At 40.7% G+C, this 16,954-nt stretch carries 22 protein-coding genes and 1 riboswitch; of the genes, 3 read left to right on the top strand and 19 right to left on the bottom strand.

The genetic code is table 11. The annotated features are described in order from the left end of the window. Nucleotides 1-152: 152 nt before the first annotated feature. The 6 genes from sufB to OKX00_RS05880 all read right to left on the bottom strand — a co-directional run bounded on the left by sufB (nt 153) and on the right by OKX00_RS05880 (nt 5,918). Nucleotides 153-1,550 (bottom strand): Fe-S cluster assembly protein SufB, encoded by a 1,398-nt coding sequence (gene sufB, locus OKX00_RS05905; RefSeq protein WP_053357276.1) that lies wholly within the window; start codon nt 1,548-1,550, stop codon nt 153-155. Between the two features lie 262 nt (nt 1,551-1,812). Beyond that, complete coding sequence (sufU, locus tag OKX00_RS05900) at nt 1,813-2,253, bottom strand: Fe-S cluster assembly sulfur transfer protein SufU (RefSeq protein WP_265409784.1); 441 nt, start codon at nt 2,251-2,253, stop codon at nt 1,813-1,815. Beyond that, nucleotides 2,243-3,463 (bottom strand): cysteine desulfurase, encoded by a 1,221-nt coding sequence (locus OKX00_RS05895; RefSeq protein ID WP_265409783.1) that lies wholly within the window; start codon nt 3,461-3,463, stop codon nt 2,243-2,245. Before OKX00_RS05895 ends, sufU begins: the two co-directional genes overlap by 11 nt. Continuing rightward, the gene (gene sufD, locus OKX00_RS05890; protein WP_265409782.1) at nt 3,463-4,758 is read right to left on the bottom strand and encodes a Fe-S cluster assembly protein SufD; all 1,296 of its coding nucleotides are present in this window, start codon (nt 4,756-4,758) and stop codon (nt 3,463-3,465) included. The genes OKX00_RS05895 and sufD overlap by 1 nt, the downstream gene beginning before the upstream one ends. Before the next feature lie 21 nt (nt 4,759-4,779). After that, nucleotides 4,780-5,565: a Fe-S cluster assembly ATPase SufC gene (gene sufC, locus OKX00_RS05885; protein WP_053357272.1), complete on the bottom strand. Its 786-nt coding sequence runs from the start codon at nt 5,563-5,565 to the stop codon at nt 4,780-4,782. A gap of 215 nt (nt 5,566-5,780) precedes the next feature. After that, a complete protein-coding gene (locus tag OKX00_RS05880) occupies nt 5,781-5,918 on the bottom strand; it encodes a YuzK family famiily protein (protein WP_175501739.1) in 138 nt (45 codons plus the stop codon). A 312-nt stretch (nt 5,919-6,230) separates the two neighbouring features. On the opposite strand from OKX00_RS05880, the gene OKX00_RS05875 reads away from it, so the two are divergent. After that, nucleotides 6,231-6,407 carry a hypothetical protein gene (locus OKX00_RS05875; RefSeq protein WP_265409781.1) on the top strand — a complete coding sequence of 59 codons (177 nt, stop codon included), beginning with the start codon at nt 6,231-6,233 and terminating at the stop codon, nt 6,405-6,407. Between the two features lie 37 nt (nt 6,408-6,444). On the opposite strand, the gene OKX00_RS05870 is transcribed toward OKX00_RS05875, so the two are convergent. Next, nucleotides 6,445-6,819 (bottom strand): carboxymuconolactone decarboxylase family protein, encoded by a 375-nt coding sequence (locus tag OKX00_RS05870; RefSeq protein ID WP_265409780.1) that lies wholly within the window; start codon nt 6,817-6,819, stop codon nt 6,445-6,447. Between the two features lie 164 nt (nt 6,820-6,983). Between OKX00_RS05870 and OKX00_RS05865 the strand changes: the two genes are divergently transcribed. Next, on the top strand, nt 6,984-7,829 hold the full coding sequence (locus tag OKX00_RS05865) for a metallophosphoesterase (RefSeq protein WP_265409779.1): 846 nt from the start codon (nt 6,984-6,986) through the stop codon (nt 7,827-7,829). Nucleotides 7,830-7,904: 75 nt separating this feature from the next. Here OKX00_RS05865 and OKX00_RS05860 read toward each other — a convergent pair whose 3' ends face one another. The 10 genes from OKX00_RS05860 to OKX00_RS05815 all read right to left on the bottom strand — a co-directional run bounded on the left by OKX00_RS05860 (nt 7,905) and on the right by OKX00_RS05815 (nt 15,422). After that, nucleotides 7,905-8,339: an RDD family protein gene (locus tag OKX00_RS05860; protein ID WP_062233104.1), complete on the bottom strand. Its 435-nt coding sequence runs from the start codon at nt 8,337-8,339 to the stop codon at nt 7,905-7,907. Nucleotides 8,340-8,436: 97 nt separating this feature from the next. Continuing rightward, entirely contained in the window at nt 8,437-9,264 is an 828-nt protein-coding gene (locus OKX00_RS05855) for a MetQ/NlpA family ABC transporter substrate-binding protein (RefSeq protein ID WP_265409778.1), read from the bottom strand. Between the two features lie 30 nt (nt 9,265-9,294). Next, nucleotides 9,295-9,960, bottom strand: coding sequence for a methionine ABC transporter permease (locus OKX00_RS05850; RefSeq protein WP_053357268.1), 666 nt, complete (start codon nt 9,958-9,960; stop codon nt 9,295-9,297). Further along, entirely contained in the window at nt 9,953-10,978 is a 1,026-nt protein-coding gene (locus OKX00_RS05845) for a methionine ABC transporter ATP-binding protein (protein WP_265410479.1), read from the bottom strand. Before OKX00_RS05845 ends, OKX00_RS05850 begins: the two co-directional genes overlap by 8 nt. A gap of 88 nt (nt 10,979-11,066) precedes the next feature. Further along, nucleotides 11,067-11,180: riboswitch (SAM riboswitch) on the bottom strand. 122 nt (nt 11,181-11,302) lie between these two features. Further along, complete coding sequence (locus tag OKX00_RS05840; protein WP_265409777.1) at nt 11,303-11,605, bottom strand: hypothetical protein; 303 nt, start codon at nt 11,603-11,605, stop codon at nt 11,303-11,305. A 102-nt stretch (nt 11,606-11,707) separates the two neighbouring features. Continuing rightward, the gene (locus OKX00_RS05835; RefSeq protein WP_265409776.1) at nt 11,708-12,991 is read right to left on the bottom strand and encodes an anti-sigma factor domain-containing protein; all 1,284 of its coding nucleotides are present in this window, start codon (nt 12,989-12,991) and stop codon (nt 11,708-11,710) included. A gap of 131 nt (nt 12,992-13,122) precedes the next feature. After that, entirely contained in the window at nt 13,123-13,869 is a 747-nt protein-coding gene (sigI, locus tag OKX00_RS05830) for an RNA polymerase sigma-I factor (protein WP_265409775.1), read from the bottom strand. Between the two features lie 405 nt (nt 13,870-14,274). Continuing rightward, nucleotides 14,275-14,604 (bottom strand): thioredoxin family protein, encoded by a 330-nt coding sequence (locus OKX00_RS05825; protein ID WP_053357264.1) that lies wholly within the window; start codon nt 14,602-14,604, stop codon nt 14,275-14,277. A 149-nt stretch (nt 14,605-14,753) separates the two neighbouring features. After that, on the bottom strand, nt 14,754-14,960 hold the full coding sequence (locus tag OKX00_RS05820) for a hypothetical protein (protein WP_265409774.1): 207 nt from the start codon (nt 14,958-14,960) through the stop codon (nt 14,754-14,756). Nucleotides 14,961-15,074: 114 nt separating this feature from the next. Beyond that, nucleotides 15,075-15,422, bottom strand: a complete 348-nt coding sequence (locus OKX00_RS05815) for a toprim domain-containing protein (RefSeq protein WP_062233090.1) — start codon at nt 15,420-15,422, stop codon at nt 15,075-15,077. Nucleotides 15,423-15,725: 303 nt separating this feature from the next. Between OKX00_RS05815 and OKX00_RS05810 the strand changes: the two genes are divergently transcribed. Next, the gene (locus OKX00_RS05810) at nt 15,726-16,109 is read left to right on the top strand and encodes a KGG domain-containing protein (protein WP_265409773.1); all 384 of its coding nucleotides are present in this window, start codon (nt 15,726-15,728) and stop codon (nt 16,107-16,109) included. 59 nt (nt 16,110-16,168) lie between these two features. On the opposite strand, the gene OKX00_RS05805 is transcribed toward OKX00_RS05810, so the two are convergent. Beyond that, nucleotides 16,169-16,417: a YusG family protein gene (locus OKX00_RS05805; RefSeq protein ID WP_265409772.1), complete on the bottom strand. Its 249-nt coding sequence runs from the start codon at nt 16,415-16,417 to the stop codon at nt 16,169-16,171. Nucleotides 16,418-16,496: 79 nt separating this feature from the next. After that, complete coding sequence (gene gcvH / locus OKX00_RS05800; protein WP_053357260.1) at nt 16,497-16,883, bottom strand: glycine cleavage system protein GcvH; 387 nt, start codon at nt 16,881-16,883, stop codon at nt 16,497-16,499. Nucleotides 16,884-16,954: the final 71 nt, after the last annotated feature.

Below are 16,954 nucleotides of genomic sequence, written 5' to 3'. Positions count from 1 at the left end.
TCTGATTCAATACCTCTTTCGGAAGCGACAATTATTTAATTATCTTCAGTGTACTGAACAAAAGATTTTGAGTTGGCACGAAACTGGCACGACTCTAATTTTCACATAAAAAAGCCTTGGTATATCCCTTATATACCAAGGCTTTTTATAATTTATCCGATAGAACCTTCCATCTCGAATTTAATCAGACGGTTCATTTCAACCGCATATTCCATTGGAAGTTCTTTTGTAAATGGCTCGATGAAGCCCATTACGATCATTTCTGTTGCTTCCTGCTCAGAAATACCACGGCTCATGAGGTAGAACAATTGATCCTCTGACACTTTTGAAACCGTAGCTTCATGCTCAAGAGTAATATTGTTGTTCAGAATTTCGTTGTAAGGAATCGTATCTGAAGTGGATTGGTTATCCATAATCAATGTATCACATTTGATATTGGATTTGGATCCTTCAGAACGGCGTCCAAAGTGAGAAATACCGCGGTACGTAACTTTACCGCCATGCTTGGAAATGGACTTCGAAACGATAGTAGATGAACAATCAGGCGCTAAGTGCAGAACCTTCGCTCCAGCATCCTGATGCTGTCCTTTCCCTGCAATCGCGATGGAAAGGATAGTTCCTTTCGCCCCGCGTCCCTTCATAACAACGGCCGGATACTTCATGGTCAGGCGTGAACCGATGTTTCCATCTACCCATTCCATTGTTGCATTTTCTTCTGCAACGGCACGTTTTGTTACAAGGTTATAAATGTTATTCGCCCAGTTTTGAATGGTTGTATAACGAGCATAAGCGTTCTTTTTAACAATGATCTCAACAACCGCACTGTGCAGAGAGTTCGTTGAGTACACTGGTGCTGTACAACCTTCTACATAGTGAACGGAGCTGTCTTCGTCAGCGATGATCAGGGTACGCTCGAATTGACCCATGTTCTCAGAGTTAATTCGGAAGTATGCCTGCAATGGAGTATCACATTTTACGCCTTTTGGCACATAAATGAAAGAACCACCGGACCATACAGCCGAGTTAAGAGCAGCAAACTTGTTGTCAGAAGGAGGAATAATCGTTCCAAAATACTCTCTGAAAATTTCTTCGTGCTCTTTTAGCGCTGTATCAGTATCTGTAAACAGAATCCCTAAGTCAGTAAGGTCTTCTTTCATGTTGTGGTATACCACTTCTGATTCGTATTGTGCAGAAACTCCTGCTAGATATTTTTGCTCTGCTTCAGGAATTCCAAGTTTATCAAACGTAGCCTTAATCTCAGGCGGCACTTCATCCCAAGACTTTTCGGACTTCTCGGACGGCTTTACATAGTACGTAATGTCATCAAAGTTCAAGTCTTTCAAGTTTCCGCCCCATTGAGGCATAGGCATTTTATAAAATTGCTCTAAAGATTTCAAACGGAAGTCCAGCATCCATTGTGGTTCGTTCTTCATCTTGGAGATTTCTACTACAACTTCTTTAGTCAATCCGCGTTTTGAGCGGAATATCGAAACGTCTTTATCGTGAAAACCGTATTTGTATTCACCGATATCAGGCATTTTCTTAGCCATCGTTTCATCCCTCCTTAAAGGATACAATTCTCTTGCAATGGCACAAAAACTTCTTTGAACGTGTGTCTGGCACCAGCACTTTAACCCACTTGGTGCCTGACACCATTTAAAAAGAACTAATTGCTTCTATGAAATAATAACTTACATCACCAGTTTAACCCAAATGATGCATTACACCAAATAATAAGTGAAAATCACTTCTCTGAAATGGTGCCTGGCACCCAATTAAAAGAACTAATTGCTTCTTCGAATACTTGATGTTTTATTCTTCTTTTTCGTGCCCTACGCCCTTCTCCATCGCTTTCCAGGCAAGAGTGGCACATTTTATGCGGGCCGGGAATTTGGAAACACCCTGCAGGGCTTCAATGTCACCGAGATCAAATGTTGTATCATCATAATCTTTACCCAGCATCATACTGTAAAATACATGTGCGAGCTTAACCGCGTCCTCCACAGATAAACCCTTTACCGTTTGTGTCATCATGCTTGCAGAAGCAAGGCTGATTGAGCACCCTTCTCCATCAAACTTTGCGTCAGAAATTTTTCCATCGTCCACCTTCAAATGAAGCTGAATTCTGTCTCCGCACGTTGGATTATTCATGTTGATGGTGACCGAATCATCGGCTAATTGCCCTTTATTGCGAGGGTTTTTGTAATGATCCATAATGACTTGCCGGTAAAGCTGATCTAAATTAGAAGACATGGCCGAAATACTCCTTTGTCGTGACTAATCCCTTTACAAAAGAATCAATCTCGTCTTTGGTGTTATATAAATAAAAGCTTGCCCGTGCGGTTGAAGATGCATTCAGCCATTTCATCAATGGCTGGGCGCAGTGATGTCCAGCGCGCACGGCAATTCCTTCAGCATCTAAAACAGTGGCTACATCATGAGGATGAACATCGTCGATATTAAACGTCACGATTCCAGCACGGTCCTTAGGCCCGTAAATGGTAATGCCCTCAATTTCCGACATGCGCTCAATAGCATACTCCGCAAGATCATGTTCATGCTTTTGAATGTTTTCAAGCCCAATTTCCTGAAGAAAATCAATGGCTGCCCCCAAACCGATTGCTCCTGCAATGATTGGAGTGCCTCCTTCAAATTTCCAAGGAAGCTCTTTCCATGTGGAGTCATACAAATCAACGAAATCGATCATTTCTCCACCGAACTCAACAGGCTCCATTTGGTTCAGCAATGCTTTTTTTCCGTAAAGTACACCAATACCAGTCGGCCCGCACATTTTATGGGAAGAGAAGGCAAAGAAATCGCAATCCAGATCTTGAACATCCACTTTTAAATGCGGTGTGCTCTGCGCCCCATCCACTACCATTACAGCTCCGTTTTTATGAGCGATCGCTGCAATTTCCTTTACAGGATTAATTGTTCCCAGCACATTGGATACGTGCATAACGGATACGATTTTAGTTTGTGGAGTTACGGTATTTTCAACATCCTGAAGATCAATCGATCCATCTTCTTTTAAAGGAATGTATTTAAGTGCCGCACCGGTTTTTTTAGCGACCTGCTGCCATGGAATAATATTGCTGTGATGTTCCATCGGCGTAATGACGATCTCGTCGCCTTCTGACAGGTTCGTTAAACCGTAGCTTGCTGCAACTGTGTTTATTGAGGTCGTAGTTCCACGTGTGAAAATAATTTCCTGTGTGGATTTCGCGTTAATAAAACGCCGAACTTTCTCCCTGGCTCCCTCGTAGCCGTCAGTAGCTCTGGTCCCCAAAGTATGGACACCCCGGTGAACGTTTGAATTGTATTCCCGGTAATATTTTTCCAGCGCTTCAATGACAGATACCGGCTTTTGTGAAGTGGCGGCACTATCAAAGTAAACAAGCGGTTTTCCATTGACTTCCTGATGCAGGATCGGAAACAGCTCTCTTACTTCATGTGCGTTCATTATCTGACTTTCCTTTCTATTACCTCAACTAAACGTTTTTTCACGGATTCAAGCGGCATTTCATTGACAACAGGCCCTAGGAAACCATGAATGATCAATCGTTCAGCCTCAGCTTTTGATATTCCGCGGCTCATCAAGTAGAACAACTGAATCGGATCAATTCGTCCAACTGATGCGGCGTGGCCAGCTGTAACATCATCTTCATCGATCAAGAGAATCGGGTTCGCATCTCCGCGTGCTTTTTCGCTCAGCATTAATACCCGTTCTGTCTGTTCTCCGTTTGATTTTGTAGCACCATGTTCAATCTTTGTAATTCCATTGAAGATCGAGCTTGCAGAATCCTTCATTACTCCATGTGTTAAGATGTAGCCTTCAGAGCTTTTTCCATGATGGAAAATTTGAGCAACAAAGTTCTGTTTTTGATCACCCTGGCCGATATTTACAGTCTTCGTGTCTGTGAATGAACCGTCTCCGACAAGATGTGTTGTATTATCAGATACTGTGTTTCCATCATTAAGCTGTCCTAATGCCCACTCGATTCGCGCGTCGCGTCCTGCACGTCCTCGGCGGCTGATATAGGAAGTCATTCCTTTGGCCAGATTATCGACAGCTCCGTACACTACTTTAGCTCCTGAACCTGCAAAGACCTCAGATACGATATTGGCAACAGATTCACTGTTTTCGTTTGTTGACAAGTAGTTCTCAACATACGTGACCGAACTGTTGTCTTCCGCTGCGATGATGACATGGTTAACGAGCCCTGTTTGCTCATCATCATGGAAGTAGATCGCCTGAAGCGGAGTTTTCAATTCTACGTTCTTTGGAACATAAATGAATGCACCATTGGTTACTAGTGCCGCATGAATGGCTGTAAGGCGGTTTTCGTCAATGCTGACAGCTTCTTTCATGAAATACTTTTGAAGAAGGTCTCCATGCTTTTGAGCTGCGGTTACGAAATCGGTGAAAATGACACCTTGAGAAGCCAGCTCTTCTGTAACCGATGAGTGAGCGACGTTTCCGTTGCGGATCACAAGCAGATTGCCCGCTTCTTTATCACCAATTAATGCTTTCACTTGCTCAGGAAGGTCTGCGCTTTCCTCAGCAGTGCTCACGTGATTGAATTCAGTAAGGTTCCATTTATCAATTTTTGTTTTATCAGGTTTAGGCATAGGAAGCTGCTGTGCCAATTCCAATGCGCGTAAACGAAGTTCTGAAAGCCATGCTGGTTCTTGGCGGCTTTCAGAGAACTTGCTTACATAATCCCTGTCATATTTTAAAGAAGTTTCAACTGACATGTACAAATCCTCCTAACTTGCTTACGCCTCTTGGCCAACAGTTTCGTCTTCAATTCCCAACTCTTCCTTAATCCAGTCATATCCTTCCGCTTCTAGACGCTGTGCAAGTTCAGGTCCTCCTGATTTTACAATGCGCCCTTGCATCATCACATGTACTTTATCTGGAGTGATGTAGTTAAGTAAACGCTGATAGTGAGTAATGATTAAGCAGCCAAACTCTGGGTTTCTCATTTCATTGATGCCTTTAGCTACTACTTTAAGAGCATCGATATCCAAACCAGAATCAATTTCATCCAAGATGGCAATCTTAGGTTCGATCATCATCAATTGAAGAATTTCATTACGTTTCTTTTCTCCACCAGAGAAGCCTTCATTTAAATAACGGTGAGCAAACGCATTGTCCATTTCAAGAAGCTCCATCTTCTTATCCAATTCACGGATAAATTTCATAAGAGAAATTTCCTGACCTTCTTCTCGGCGTGCATTAATAGCAGAACGCAAAAAGTCAGCGTTTGTAATTCCGCTTACTTCACTTGGATATTGCATCGCTAGGAAAAGACCAGCTTTTGCACGTTCGTCAACTTCCATTTCGAAAAGGTCTTCTCCGTCAAATGTAACGTTTCCATCGGTCACTTCGTATTTAGGGTGCCCCATTAACGCAGATGAAAGAGTGGATTTACCTGTTCCATTTGGCCCCATGATCGCATGGATTTCTCCGCCGTTTATTTCAAGGTTTAAACCTTTGATGATCTCTTTGTCATCGATAGAAACACGCAGGTTTTCAATCTTTAAATTTGGTGTAGACATAAAATTTACCTCCATCTTATATTTCAGTGAAATATATTGTTAATGTGAACAAGAATGAAAGCTTCTCTCATTCCATTCTCAATTTATTCTCATTCTAATATTATAACAAATTTATTTTATCTTCAACCTGTAGGAGTTATTGGCAGAAGAAAATGCAAAAACTACATAAATAGAAAATCAGCACCCAGTTCTGAATGCTGATTTCCCTACTTATACTATAGAATTTTTCGTTCCATTTCATTAGAAACTTCTAAACTTTTTTGATATTCTTTATCACGTTCTTGTTCAATAGTGATTCGTTTTTCTAGATTTCGTTCATATTCAGCATAACCAATACCATGATTCTTTTGCATGGCTTTTTCCATTTCAGGAGTGTGGTTAACTTTAATCGAGTGAATAATGAATCATTCCTTTCGTGTATATAACACTTAATCAACGTATATAGCGTAACAAAGCTACTCCTGTGATTCAATTTCCATTCAGCGCCATATATGCAAGGCTCAAGGGTTATTCTTTTGTTGAACCTTAATGACTCATGAATCCTTATATATCCTCCCAAATGCTTGCTTATATGAGCAAATACAAAAAGGGGCAGTCCAAGAAGTCTGTAAGCTGTTGATTTCCGTTCCAGGCTGCTCACTTTTACCGGCGTGAACGCCTACTTTTTGGTGCAAGCACCGGCGGGAGTCTCACCTGTCACGCTAGTCCCGCAGGACAAGGAAGGCTCCGGCAGCTTTTTATCGCACGAAGAAAATGTGAAGTTCATTTTCGAGGAGTCTCGCATCTTCCACTTCAATAAACTTTTCATTGAAGATTTTTCAAGCCAAAAAGGGGCTGCCTGAAGGTCAATTTTCGACTTTCTGGACAGCCCCTTTATTTTTAATGCATGGGATTGTTTAATTCCTGGATGCATTCCTGAACAAGTGTTACACCTTGGCTCATAGCAGCACCGCCGCCAAAAGCTGCTGCAACTCCCACAGCCTCAAAAATTTCATTTTCACTGGCTCCCTGATCCAAACAGCCTTTCGTGTGATAGATGATACAGTATTCATCCTGAGAATAAATACTGATCCCTAAAGCCATCAGCTGCTTGTTCTTTTCAGAGATCTCGCCTTCCTTGAAACAATGACGTGTGAATTCACTGAATGAATGGACCAGTTCAGGCATATTTTCCGTATACTTACCAAGACCTTCTTTATAGCGGATCAGATGGTGCTGCGTTGAGTTTTTTCCAGACATTTCTTGATGTTCCATTTCCTTTTCATCCTCCTGTCCATAAGATAGACAAGATTTAGTATGAGTTATAGCTATTTTTCTTATCCCAATTTTAAAACGGGAGCTGAACTTTTTGCTTCAAGTCTTCTGCAGTCGGGAATATAATAGGCTAAAAGAAACTGGCTGAAAAAAAGGAGTAAAAGATGGAAGAGGAAAAGGTAAAGAAGTCATTGATTGCAGGTTCAATCGGATTGGGTGCCCTTGCAGGCGCTGCAGGAGCGGCAGCTTTTTATTCTGCGTTTATTGAACCGTACTGGTTTGATGTTAAAAAAATCGATATTAAGCTCCCCAGGCTCCCAGAGGCCTTTAAAAGATTTCATATTGTCCATATTAGTGATTTTCATCTGGGCTTTCATTTTAAGGCCAGGCATATTGCTAAGATGGCAGATAAAATACAGAAGCTTAATCCTGATATGATCGTCTTCACAGGCGATTTGGTGAATTCCCACCGGTCGCTGAAAACCGTTATAAAGAGTCTTCCTTACTTAAATAAAATCAAGGCACCGTTCGGTAAATTCGCGATTCTCGGTAATCATGATTACCTTGAAAGTATCGATACCATTTCTGAACTGCTGAGAAAAAGCGGCTTTGAACTTCTAATAAATGAAAAAAGGATGATTAAAAAAGAAAATGATGAGCTGTACCTCGCAGGATTGGATGACTATCTGAGAGGAGAAGCCGATATCGAAAAAACACTGAATGGTATTCCTTTAGACCGCTTTACTCTTCTGCTTGCCCATGAACCGGATTATTTCAAAGTCAGTTCCAAATTCCCTGTAGATCTGCAGCTGTCTGGCCATAGTCACGGAGGACAAGTCCGAATGCCATTGTTCGGTCCGATCATCACTTCAAAAATGGGAAGGAAATACCATAGTGGACTTTATGAAACAGAAAACAAATTTCTATATACCAACAGAGGAATGGGAACTACTCATCTGCCCTTCCGTTTCTTCTGCCGGCCTGAAATTACATCCATCACATTAAAATAAGACGGCATCTATGAACTGCACCCTCCAATTGTTACCTGTGTCTAACAATAAGGATGCAGTTCCATGCCGCCTTGTTCACCCTTCTTTTTGCGGTGGCAAATGGGTAACATACGTACCAGCGATCAAATCATGGATGCCTCTTTTGTCTTTGCGGATACCGACCATAAAGGCACTGACAATCAACGCAATTCCAAGGGTTAACCCATATATTAAGCCGCCGACTAACACTCTCAGCACCATTGCCCCAATTCCAAGCTTGCTTCCGTCCGCTTTAACAATCCTGATTCCACAGATTCTCTTGCCAACCACATAACCGTTCCAGTAAATGGGCAGCAAAAGCGCATAAAGAAAACTAATCACATTCATGAACCAGTCTCCACCCGGATCTTCTGATACAAAGTTACCTGTGAATAAATAACCGATTAATGATAATGGAATACCAATAATAAGGCCATCCAATATACTGGCTCCAAACCTGATCCAAAAACCAGCCGGTTGCTGTACTTCCATCCTGCATCCCTCCATCAATAAATTGTTAAATCATCTTACAGTTATTACAAATGGACAAAAAAAAGAACAGCCCAAAGGCTGTCCTTCTTAAAATCATTTATTTGTTTACCGGTACAACAGCACCCTTATATTTCTTTTTGATAAAATCTTGAATTTCTTTAGAGTGAAGCACTTCAACAAGGGTTTTCACCGTTTTAGCATCTTTATCGCCTTTGCGCACAGTAATGATATTTACAAACGGTGAGTCAGATCCTTCAATTGCAATGGAATCCTTTTGAGGGTTCAACCCAGCATCGATCGCATAGTTCGTGTTGATCAATACAGCGTCTCCTTCACCGTTTTTATACGCTTTTGGAAGAAGGCCAGCTTCAACATCTGCTTTAAATTTCAAATGTTTTGGGTTTTTGGCAATGTCTTTAATCTTTGAGTTGTAACCTTTTCCAGGTTTAAGTTTAATCAAGCCTTCGTGCTCAAGCAATGTTAGCATACGTCCGTGGTCAGCAACGGAATTACTCATAATGATCGTTGCTCCGTTTGGAAGTTCTTTTAAAGACTTGTACTTTTTAGAATATACTCCGATCGGTTCGATATGAATACCGCCGGCGTTCTCAAATTTGTAATTTTTATTTTCTTTCATTTGTGATTTCAAATACGGAACGTGCTGAAAGTAGTTGGCATCAATTTCATTGTTTGCAAGTGCTTTATTAGGAAGTACATAATCCTGGAACGTTTTAATTTCAAGATCAATTCCTTTTTTCTTCATTAAAGGTTTAGCTGCTTCAAGAATTTCTGCATGCGGAACATTGGATGCTCCCACAACAATCTTATCATCAGCTAGTTTTTTGTCTTTCCCTCCGTTTGCACCACATGCAGCAAGGGCTGTTGTCAATGCAAGTAAAAGAACGAGTGTAATGATTTTTTTCATGTTGTTCCTCCTGGTTGTGTAATGTAGATTTTAACGTTTATCAAGACGGCGAGTTACATTATCCCCAATAAACTGAATGATAAACACAATGATTAGAATGATAACAGTAGCGACAAATGTAACATCATTTTGCGTACGCTGGAAACCTTCAAGGAACGCCAAATTCCCGAGCCCGCCTGCTCCGACTACCCCCGCCATTGCTGTATAACCGACAAGCGCGATTGAAGTTACCGTAATCCCGGAAACTAATGCAGGAAGGCTTTCAGGGATCAAAACTTTAAAAATAATTTGAGCGTTGCTCGATCCCATCGATTTTGCCGCTTCGATTACACCTTTATCAATCTCGCGAAGTGCTATCTCAACCATCCGGGCATAAAACGGTGCAGCTCCAATAATCAAAGCAGGCAATGCTGCATTGGCGCCAAGCATAGATCCTACTAACAAGAGCGTAAACGGAAGCAATAAAATGATCAGGATAATAAACGGAATGGAACGGAAGATATTTACGATCGCTGAAAAGACAAAATTTAAAAACCGATTCTCCCATAGGTTCCCTTTACCCGTTAAAAATAATGCTAATCCTAAAAGAAGACCTAAAATAAAAGTGGCAAGAACCGCAACAGCTGTCATGTACAGTGTTTGTCCGGTGGCACCCCACATTCCACTCCATTCCACATTCGGAAAAAGACTATTCATATGAGATCACCTCCACTTCTACTTTCTGCCCATTCATATAGGCTACCGCTTCCTGAATTTCGGTATCTGTTCCTTCCAGCTGGATGAACAACGTTCCATATGGCCCGTTTTGTGTTTGTGATACCTTACCCTGCAGGATATTCACCTGAACGTCAAATTTACGGATCACATCTGTAATAACGGGCTGTTCTGCACTTCCTCCAACAAAGGTAAGCTGTACAATTTGGCTCTGAGGTTTTTCAGATGCCAGCTGCTTGATCATGTCTGTCGTTTCTTCTGGCTCTGTTACTTGCTTAACAAAATCTTTTGTAATGGACTCTTTAGGATGTCTGAATACTTCCAAAACCGGCCCTTGTTCCACTATTTTACCGTCTTCCATAACAGCGACCCGATGGCAGATCTTACGGATGACATGCATCTCATGTGTGATAAGAACAATGGTCAAGCCGAGCTTTTGATTGATCTCAACTAATAAATTAAGGATGCTGTCTGTTGTTTTCGGATCAAGGGCTGAAGTCGCCTCATCACAGAGAAGAACTTTAGGGTTATTGGCCAGTGCACGTGCGATCCCGACTCTTTGCTTCTGTCCTCCACTCAATTGGGAAGGATACGATTCTCCGCGGCCCTCTAATCCAACAAGTTTAATCAGTTCATCCACCCGCTTCAGGCGCTCTGCTTTCGGCACACCTGCAATCTCAAGTGGAAATGCAATGTTTTCCCTTACTGTTCTGGACCAAAGCAGATTGAAATGCTGAAATATCATGCTGATTTCCTGCCGAGCTTTTCGAAGCTCGTTGTTACTAAGTTTGGAAAGATTTTTTCCCGCAACGTTAACATCTCCGCTCGTCGGTCTTTCCAGCATGTTCAGCATTCGGATCAGTGTACTTTTACCTGCACCACTGTATCCAATAATCCCGAAAATTTCTCCTTGATCTATAGAAAGATCGACATGGTCAACTGCGTTTACAGCTCCGTCTTTCGTCTGAAAAATCTTTTTTACTGCGTCTAATGTTATCAAGAGACCGGATACCTCACTTTCTGAAAAATAAAAAATGCCCTTCTGCCAGGTCATGAGCAGAAGGGCATAAAAATTTATATGCACCGTCATCTCATCTCCCAAAGCAGTTTGCTTTGCAGGATTTGGCACCTTTTCAAGCAGGAAGCTGCTTAACGGTTGCCGGGTTTCATAGGGCCAGTCCCTCCACCACTCGCGATAAGAACGAATTTGTTATTCGTTATTTAGTTAAAATTTCTTAACACGTTTCGAATTTTAACATCACCTTTATGGAGTGTCAATCCATAACTCCTGTTTTTTTAGATAGAAGGACCCGATTCTTTTGGCTTAGGACTCCAATTTGCATAAAAACAGAAGAGATTCTAACTTAAGCTGTTCCCTGTATGTTCCCGTAAAAGTTACTCTATTTATCCTGATTAAATCGCTCAGACGCTGCCGGCCTTCAAACACCTCATGCAAATCATCCATCCTGCCTGTAAGCATGGATATCCGTTCTGATCCGTTATACTTATTTACGAAGGAAAAACATAATCGTTCTCCGTCAGCCGTCACACCGGGAGTCTCCGTGCCTATCAGCGGCTGAAGGAAGGCCGTTTTTTGAACCTGTTCCTGCCAAAGAACCCAATCCATAAACATCCCCCTTTTAAAAACATGTATATCTTAATGTTCGGGAGATGGTTGGTGTCTTCCTTGATTTTTCCTTCGACAGTTTATTAAACGCAGTGTCGACTTTTAGCCAGCCTTTTTATGTATTTCTTTATTCATTTGTGGCTTTTTATGATTTTTCTGCAGTTCTTTTTTCCAGTACTTTTTTTCAGGCCGATGAACGGGAGAATTTTTCTGCTCTCTTTTTTCAAGCCTTTTCCCCTTATCCCATTTATGGTTTTCATGTTTATTCTTTTCATGAACATGCTGTTTCGGAGCAGTATTCAAATTAGTATTTTTCTTTGCTTGCTTGTTGTACATCGGCTGTTCGTGATGTTGCTTTGAAGAATGTGGTTTTACTTTTTTTGATTCATTTTTTTCTTTATCTTCAGCTTTACGGCCGCTTTTTCGATCTTCGTGCCTTTTGGTTTTTGGGACAGCACGTTTATTGTTTGGTTCTAGCTTGGGTTCAATCCTTTCTTTTTTGACTTCTTTTTTCGCATGTTCTTTTAGAGAAGAACTGCGCAGGGAACTCGTCTTAATCTTTATGGGTTCAAGATTTCTATGATTGCGAAGGATTTTTTCTGAATGGTTTTTTTTATAGCCGGATTCTTCTGGCTCTTCATGTACAGGTTTTATCTTTCTCTTTAGCTCGGTATAAGACATGTTCTTCACTTCATTAAGAGAAATGTTTTTATCTTTTCGTTTAGCATCCAAGTACATCATATATTTTCCAGATGAAACGCCATTCTTTTGGGCAACTTTCCGTTTATTTGTATTAATATTCTTTACCATGATGGCGGCTTTCGAATTATAGATGGATGCATTCCGTTTAATTGAAGATACAGTCTCATCCAATGCAGACAAAAGCTTGTCATTATTTTGGTTCACGATGGTTGTTCCGATCATGACATCCGGGTTTTTCTTCAGATATCCTTTGTTGTCATAAGCATTCAGCAAAGCTGAAGCAAAGTGGGAAAGGCTTATGTTTTTCTTTTGTTTTAATGATTGGAGAATTTCCCGTCCCTCAGCGTTATATGCTTTTACTTTTATGACTTGCAAGTCTTTGTTAACTCCTGCTTCGAGGCTGGGATTTACGTCAAAACTCACATAAGCCGCAACAGTATTGTCGTTGCGGCCCAGTGGATTTACTCCTGAAAATAAAACAAGTATAATCAATGCTGCTATTGTAAGTGAAAGAGAAGGAAAAATAAATTGGCGTGTTCTGCTTTTTGAAAAACTTGAAACGCTGTATTCCATACCTACCACCGGATGCTTTCCGCGTGGTACCTTAACGGTGATGAAACAACCGTCTTTCGTTAATAGGACGGCTTTCCCTTTCTTAACTTCCATTAAAATTCCATTCTTCATCCCACATATCCCTCCTGCTAGGCGAAGGATCTGCTTCGTATCATAACCATCATGGGTTTTGCTGCTCTCTTGCTTTGCTTATTTATTACGATTTCCCCACGAGTAATTACAACCGTTTAACTTCCCCTTATTTAAGGCTGAATATAAGACTTTAACGCTTTAAAGTCCCCTAGATATATTAGCGATACTGCTATTATATATTTTCGATTTCTCTCTATTGTTTTACGACTGCAGGAAACCATACTTAACAAATCTTTTATAGGAAGTTGTTTTTTTTCCAATAAAAATCCAGCCATTTCCTGGTTTTCCACTAACAAACGAGCGATTTCTTTAGCGTTTTCCCTTGCATCCACATGCTTAGGGCAATGTTTGCTTAACACTTTAAAATTAAGGCTGAAATCCTTCAGCAGTTTTTGATATTCTTCGATTTCATACACGCGGTTCTCTGCCTGGAGCTTTTCTTCGTAATGTTCCATGGCAGCTTTTTGTTCTGCGTAGCTGTCCTCGACACGGCCTTCTTCATCTTCCTCATCCGGCTGCAAATAAATCAGACGGTTCTGTCTAACTTCTTTTCGGATATAGTCGATAACCCTGCGGCGGATTACCATGTCAGCAAAGGAAAGAAAACGGCTTCCTTGTCCTTCTTGATATTGATCAATGGCTTCATTGAAAGCGTAAAGACCTACACTAAATTCATCCATCGTACGATCTATATATTGACTGCAAACTTTTGAAGTCACTTTTTTAATAAATGGCTGGTAAGCTTCGATCAGCTCATTTCTTAAGGAATCATTTCCTCTTTGAATTCTTAGTACTTTATCCTCAATGTTAATGAGTGGTGTGCTGTTACGAATAGTTGGTACAAATGCAGTAGACATAGTTTCACCTCTTAAATCCAGGTTGTATTGTACTTTTGGATAAAATGAATCATACATTCCAAAAGTCGACAGGAGCAAACATGTTTCAAGCTCTCCTATACATTTATACCATTGATTCGTAGGTTTGTAGGATACAGTTGTATAACAATGTTACAGGACTTATAACAATTGTAATGTTTTTGTCATGTTCCTGAAAAGGATAATTTTTGCAGTCTTGACCCATAATTCGTTCGGAAGCGGTAACTTGCTTGCTATTACTGCTGTTTGGAGATATCGTTTTATTTTGTTGCACCTGAATCGTTCTGTAAAATTTATTACACATTTCTTCTTTATTTTACCACATAAACCATGTATTACATTTAAAAAATACCCCCTAAAAACAAAAAAAGACACAATCCGTGTCTTTTACAGGTACTTTTTTACGTTTTGATACAAAAAATCAACAGATTGCATGGCATAAATCTTCTTTACGGCAATGCCCCTGTTTAAAAAAAGCAGGCAAGGGACACTCGTGATGCTGTACTTTTCAGCAAGCTCCGGCATCGCATTTAGGTTGCAAGCACCGATTTTAGGTTCAGACGTTTCTGACTGGCTTATTGCTTCCAATGTGATGTCGAGCATCCGCCTTCCCATCTTACACGTTCCGCAAAGCGGTGTCTGGATATAAAGAGCTGCTGGCTCCTCTGTTGAACCTTTAATAAAATTATGAATTTCTATATTAGTTAAATCCCTCATATCTCTCTCCAATTGCAGTTTTTTACGGATACATTTTTTCTCTATGTAATTGAATATCCTGGATCTAAGCGGTGCTGTCAACAACCGTGCTTATAACAGTACGTAAAATACAAACTTAAGGGGCTGTCCTGAAAGTCGAAAATTGACATTCAGGCAGCTCCTTTTTCGCGCAAAAAATCTTCTATGAAAAGTTGATTATAGTGGAAGGTGCGAGACTTCTCGAAAATGAACTTCACATTTTCTTCGTGCGATAAAAAGCTGCCGGAGCCTTCCTTGTCCTGCGGGATTAGCGTGACAGGTGAGACTCCCGCCGGTGCTTGCACCAAAAAGTAGGCGTTCACGCCGGTAAGGCTCAACCGCACGCCCCGCGAAAGTAGGAGCTCGCGCCGGTAAAAGCGAGCAGCCTGGAGCGGAAATCACCGGCTTCTTAGACTTCTTGGACAGCCCCTTTCGGTTCAATTTTGCTTTCCTTATCCCAGGCATTCTTTATTTACGGTGAAACGAGCGCCAAGCAGAATATTGGCAAGATACATGAGCGGTGTTTTTGCCACTTCTCGGTACATTTTATGAATATAAAGATGTTCTGCATTTGGAAGCTCCCGCTGAAGCATTTTTCTTAATTTTGCTCCAGCTTCGTCCGCATCGACCAGTATATAGACATCTCGGTTTTCAATTTGTATTGCAAGTTCCTCAAGCCGGGAAAGCCCCATTGTTCCATTGGTACAGATGATCTCAACAGGCTCATTTAAAATGGAGAACAGTTTTTCCTTGTCTGATTTCCCTTCAACGATAATCACTTTGTCCAAGTTGTTATTCATCAATCATCTCTCCTATATCTGCTAAAGAACGAGTATTAATGCGATTGATATTTTTTTCTTACTTACTATAATACCCTTTATTTTATTAGAATCCTCCATTGATTGTTAATAAATCAGACAACTATTTATGTATATGTAACCCATTTCCTGCAAGCAGCCAACTTAATAAGGAGTTTCGTACCAACTTCGATTAAAGCTGTTTAACCATTGCGAAAAGGGGATATTGTTTCTCTAAGTCCAACAGCACAAAGTGAATAGCTGTTGGGAACACACTATTTACCATATATAAGGAGGAATTTTGAAATGGCTAAGAATAATGACAACCGAGACGGAATGAGCAGAGAAGAAGCAGGGCGCATGGGCGGTCAAAAAACGTCTAAAACCCGCGGCAAAGATTTTTATCAGGAAATCGGCAAAAAGGGCGGAAATGCTACTTCTAAGAGCCACGATCAAAACTTCTACCAGGAAATCGGTAAAAAAGGCGGAGTATCAACTGCATCCAGCCATGATAAAGACTTCTATCAAGATATTGGCAAAAAAGGCGGTAAGTCGACGGCTGATAGCCATGATAAGGATTTTTATCAGGAGATCGGTAAAAAGGGCGGAGAAGCAACTTCCGACAGCCATAACAAAGATTTTTACAGAGAAATCGGCAAAAAAGGCGGTAACAGCCGCAGCAGCGATTAATATATAAAATTGCAAAAAGGACAAGCCCTGAGGGTTTGCCCTTTTTTACACTTTTCTAACTAACACCAGCCCTCATCGCATCCCTGTACGTAACTTTGGGGATATTCTGCAGAACTGTTGTCTTTTTTATAAATTTTGTCAGCATCAAATTCAAAGCCTTCCGCCATTTCATACTGATTTCCTTGATCGGAAAAGATGACGCGGCCTATTTTCTGGTTATCATGGAACAGGGACAAGTAACCTGTATCCATTTTTCCATACACTTTTGACGTAATGTCCGATTTAGATCCTGAGTTTTTTGAACCCAATGAACACTCACTTCCTTCCATAGAAGTATTGTCTCCGGAAAGAAGCTGAGTACTCATCGAAAATACTTAAAATAAGGGATTAGTCTTCTTTTGTCATTTCCTCATATTGTTCAGCTGTCATTAGGTTTTCTGTCTCAGAAAGATCAGATGCCTCAACAACGATCATCCAAGCTTTTTCATAAGCAGATTCGTTTACAAGTTCAGGGCTGTCATCAAGATCTTCGTTGATTTCAACCACCTTGCCAGAGATTGGAGCATAAAGTTCAGAGACTGTTTTAACAGATTCAACACTGCCAAAAGGCTCGTCCGCTTTAATTTCATCGCCCACTTCTGGAAGCTCTACAAATACGATATCACCCAGTTCATCCTGTGCAAAGTCAGTAATACCGATTCTTACCTTATTTCCATCTTCAACTTTTACCCATTCGTGTTCTTCTGAATAACGCAATTCTTTTGGAAAATTCATTTGTATCCCTCCAGCTTTTCTTGTTATTTATAATAACTATAATATTAAATTTATTATAGTTAAGCAACTAA

The organism is Fictibacillus sp. KU28468 (genome assembly GCF_026153615.1).
Lineage (GTDB): Bacteria > Bacillota > Bacilli > Bacillales > Fictibacillaceae > Fictibacillus_C > Fictibacillus_C marinisediminis.
This window is presented reverse-complemented; position numbering and strand designations above follow the sequence as displayed.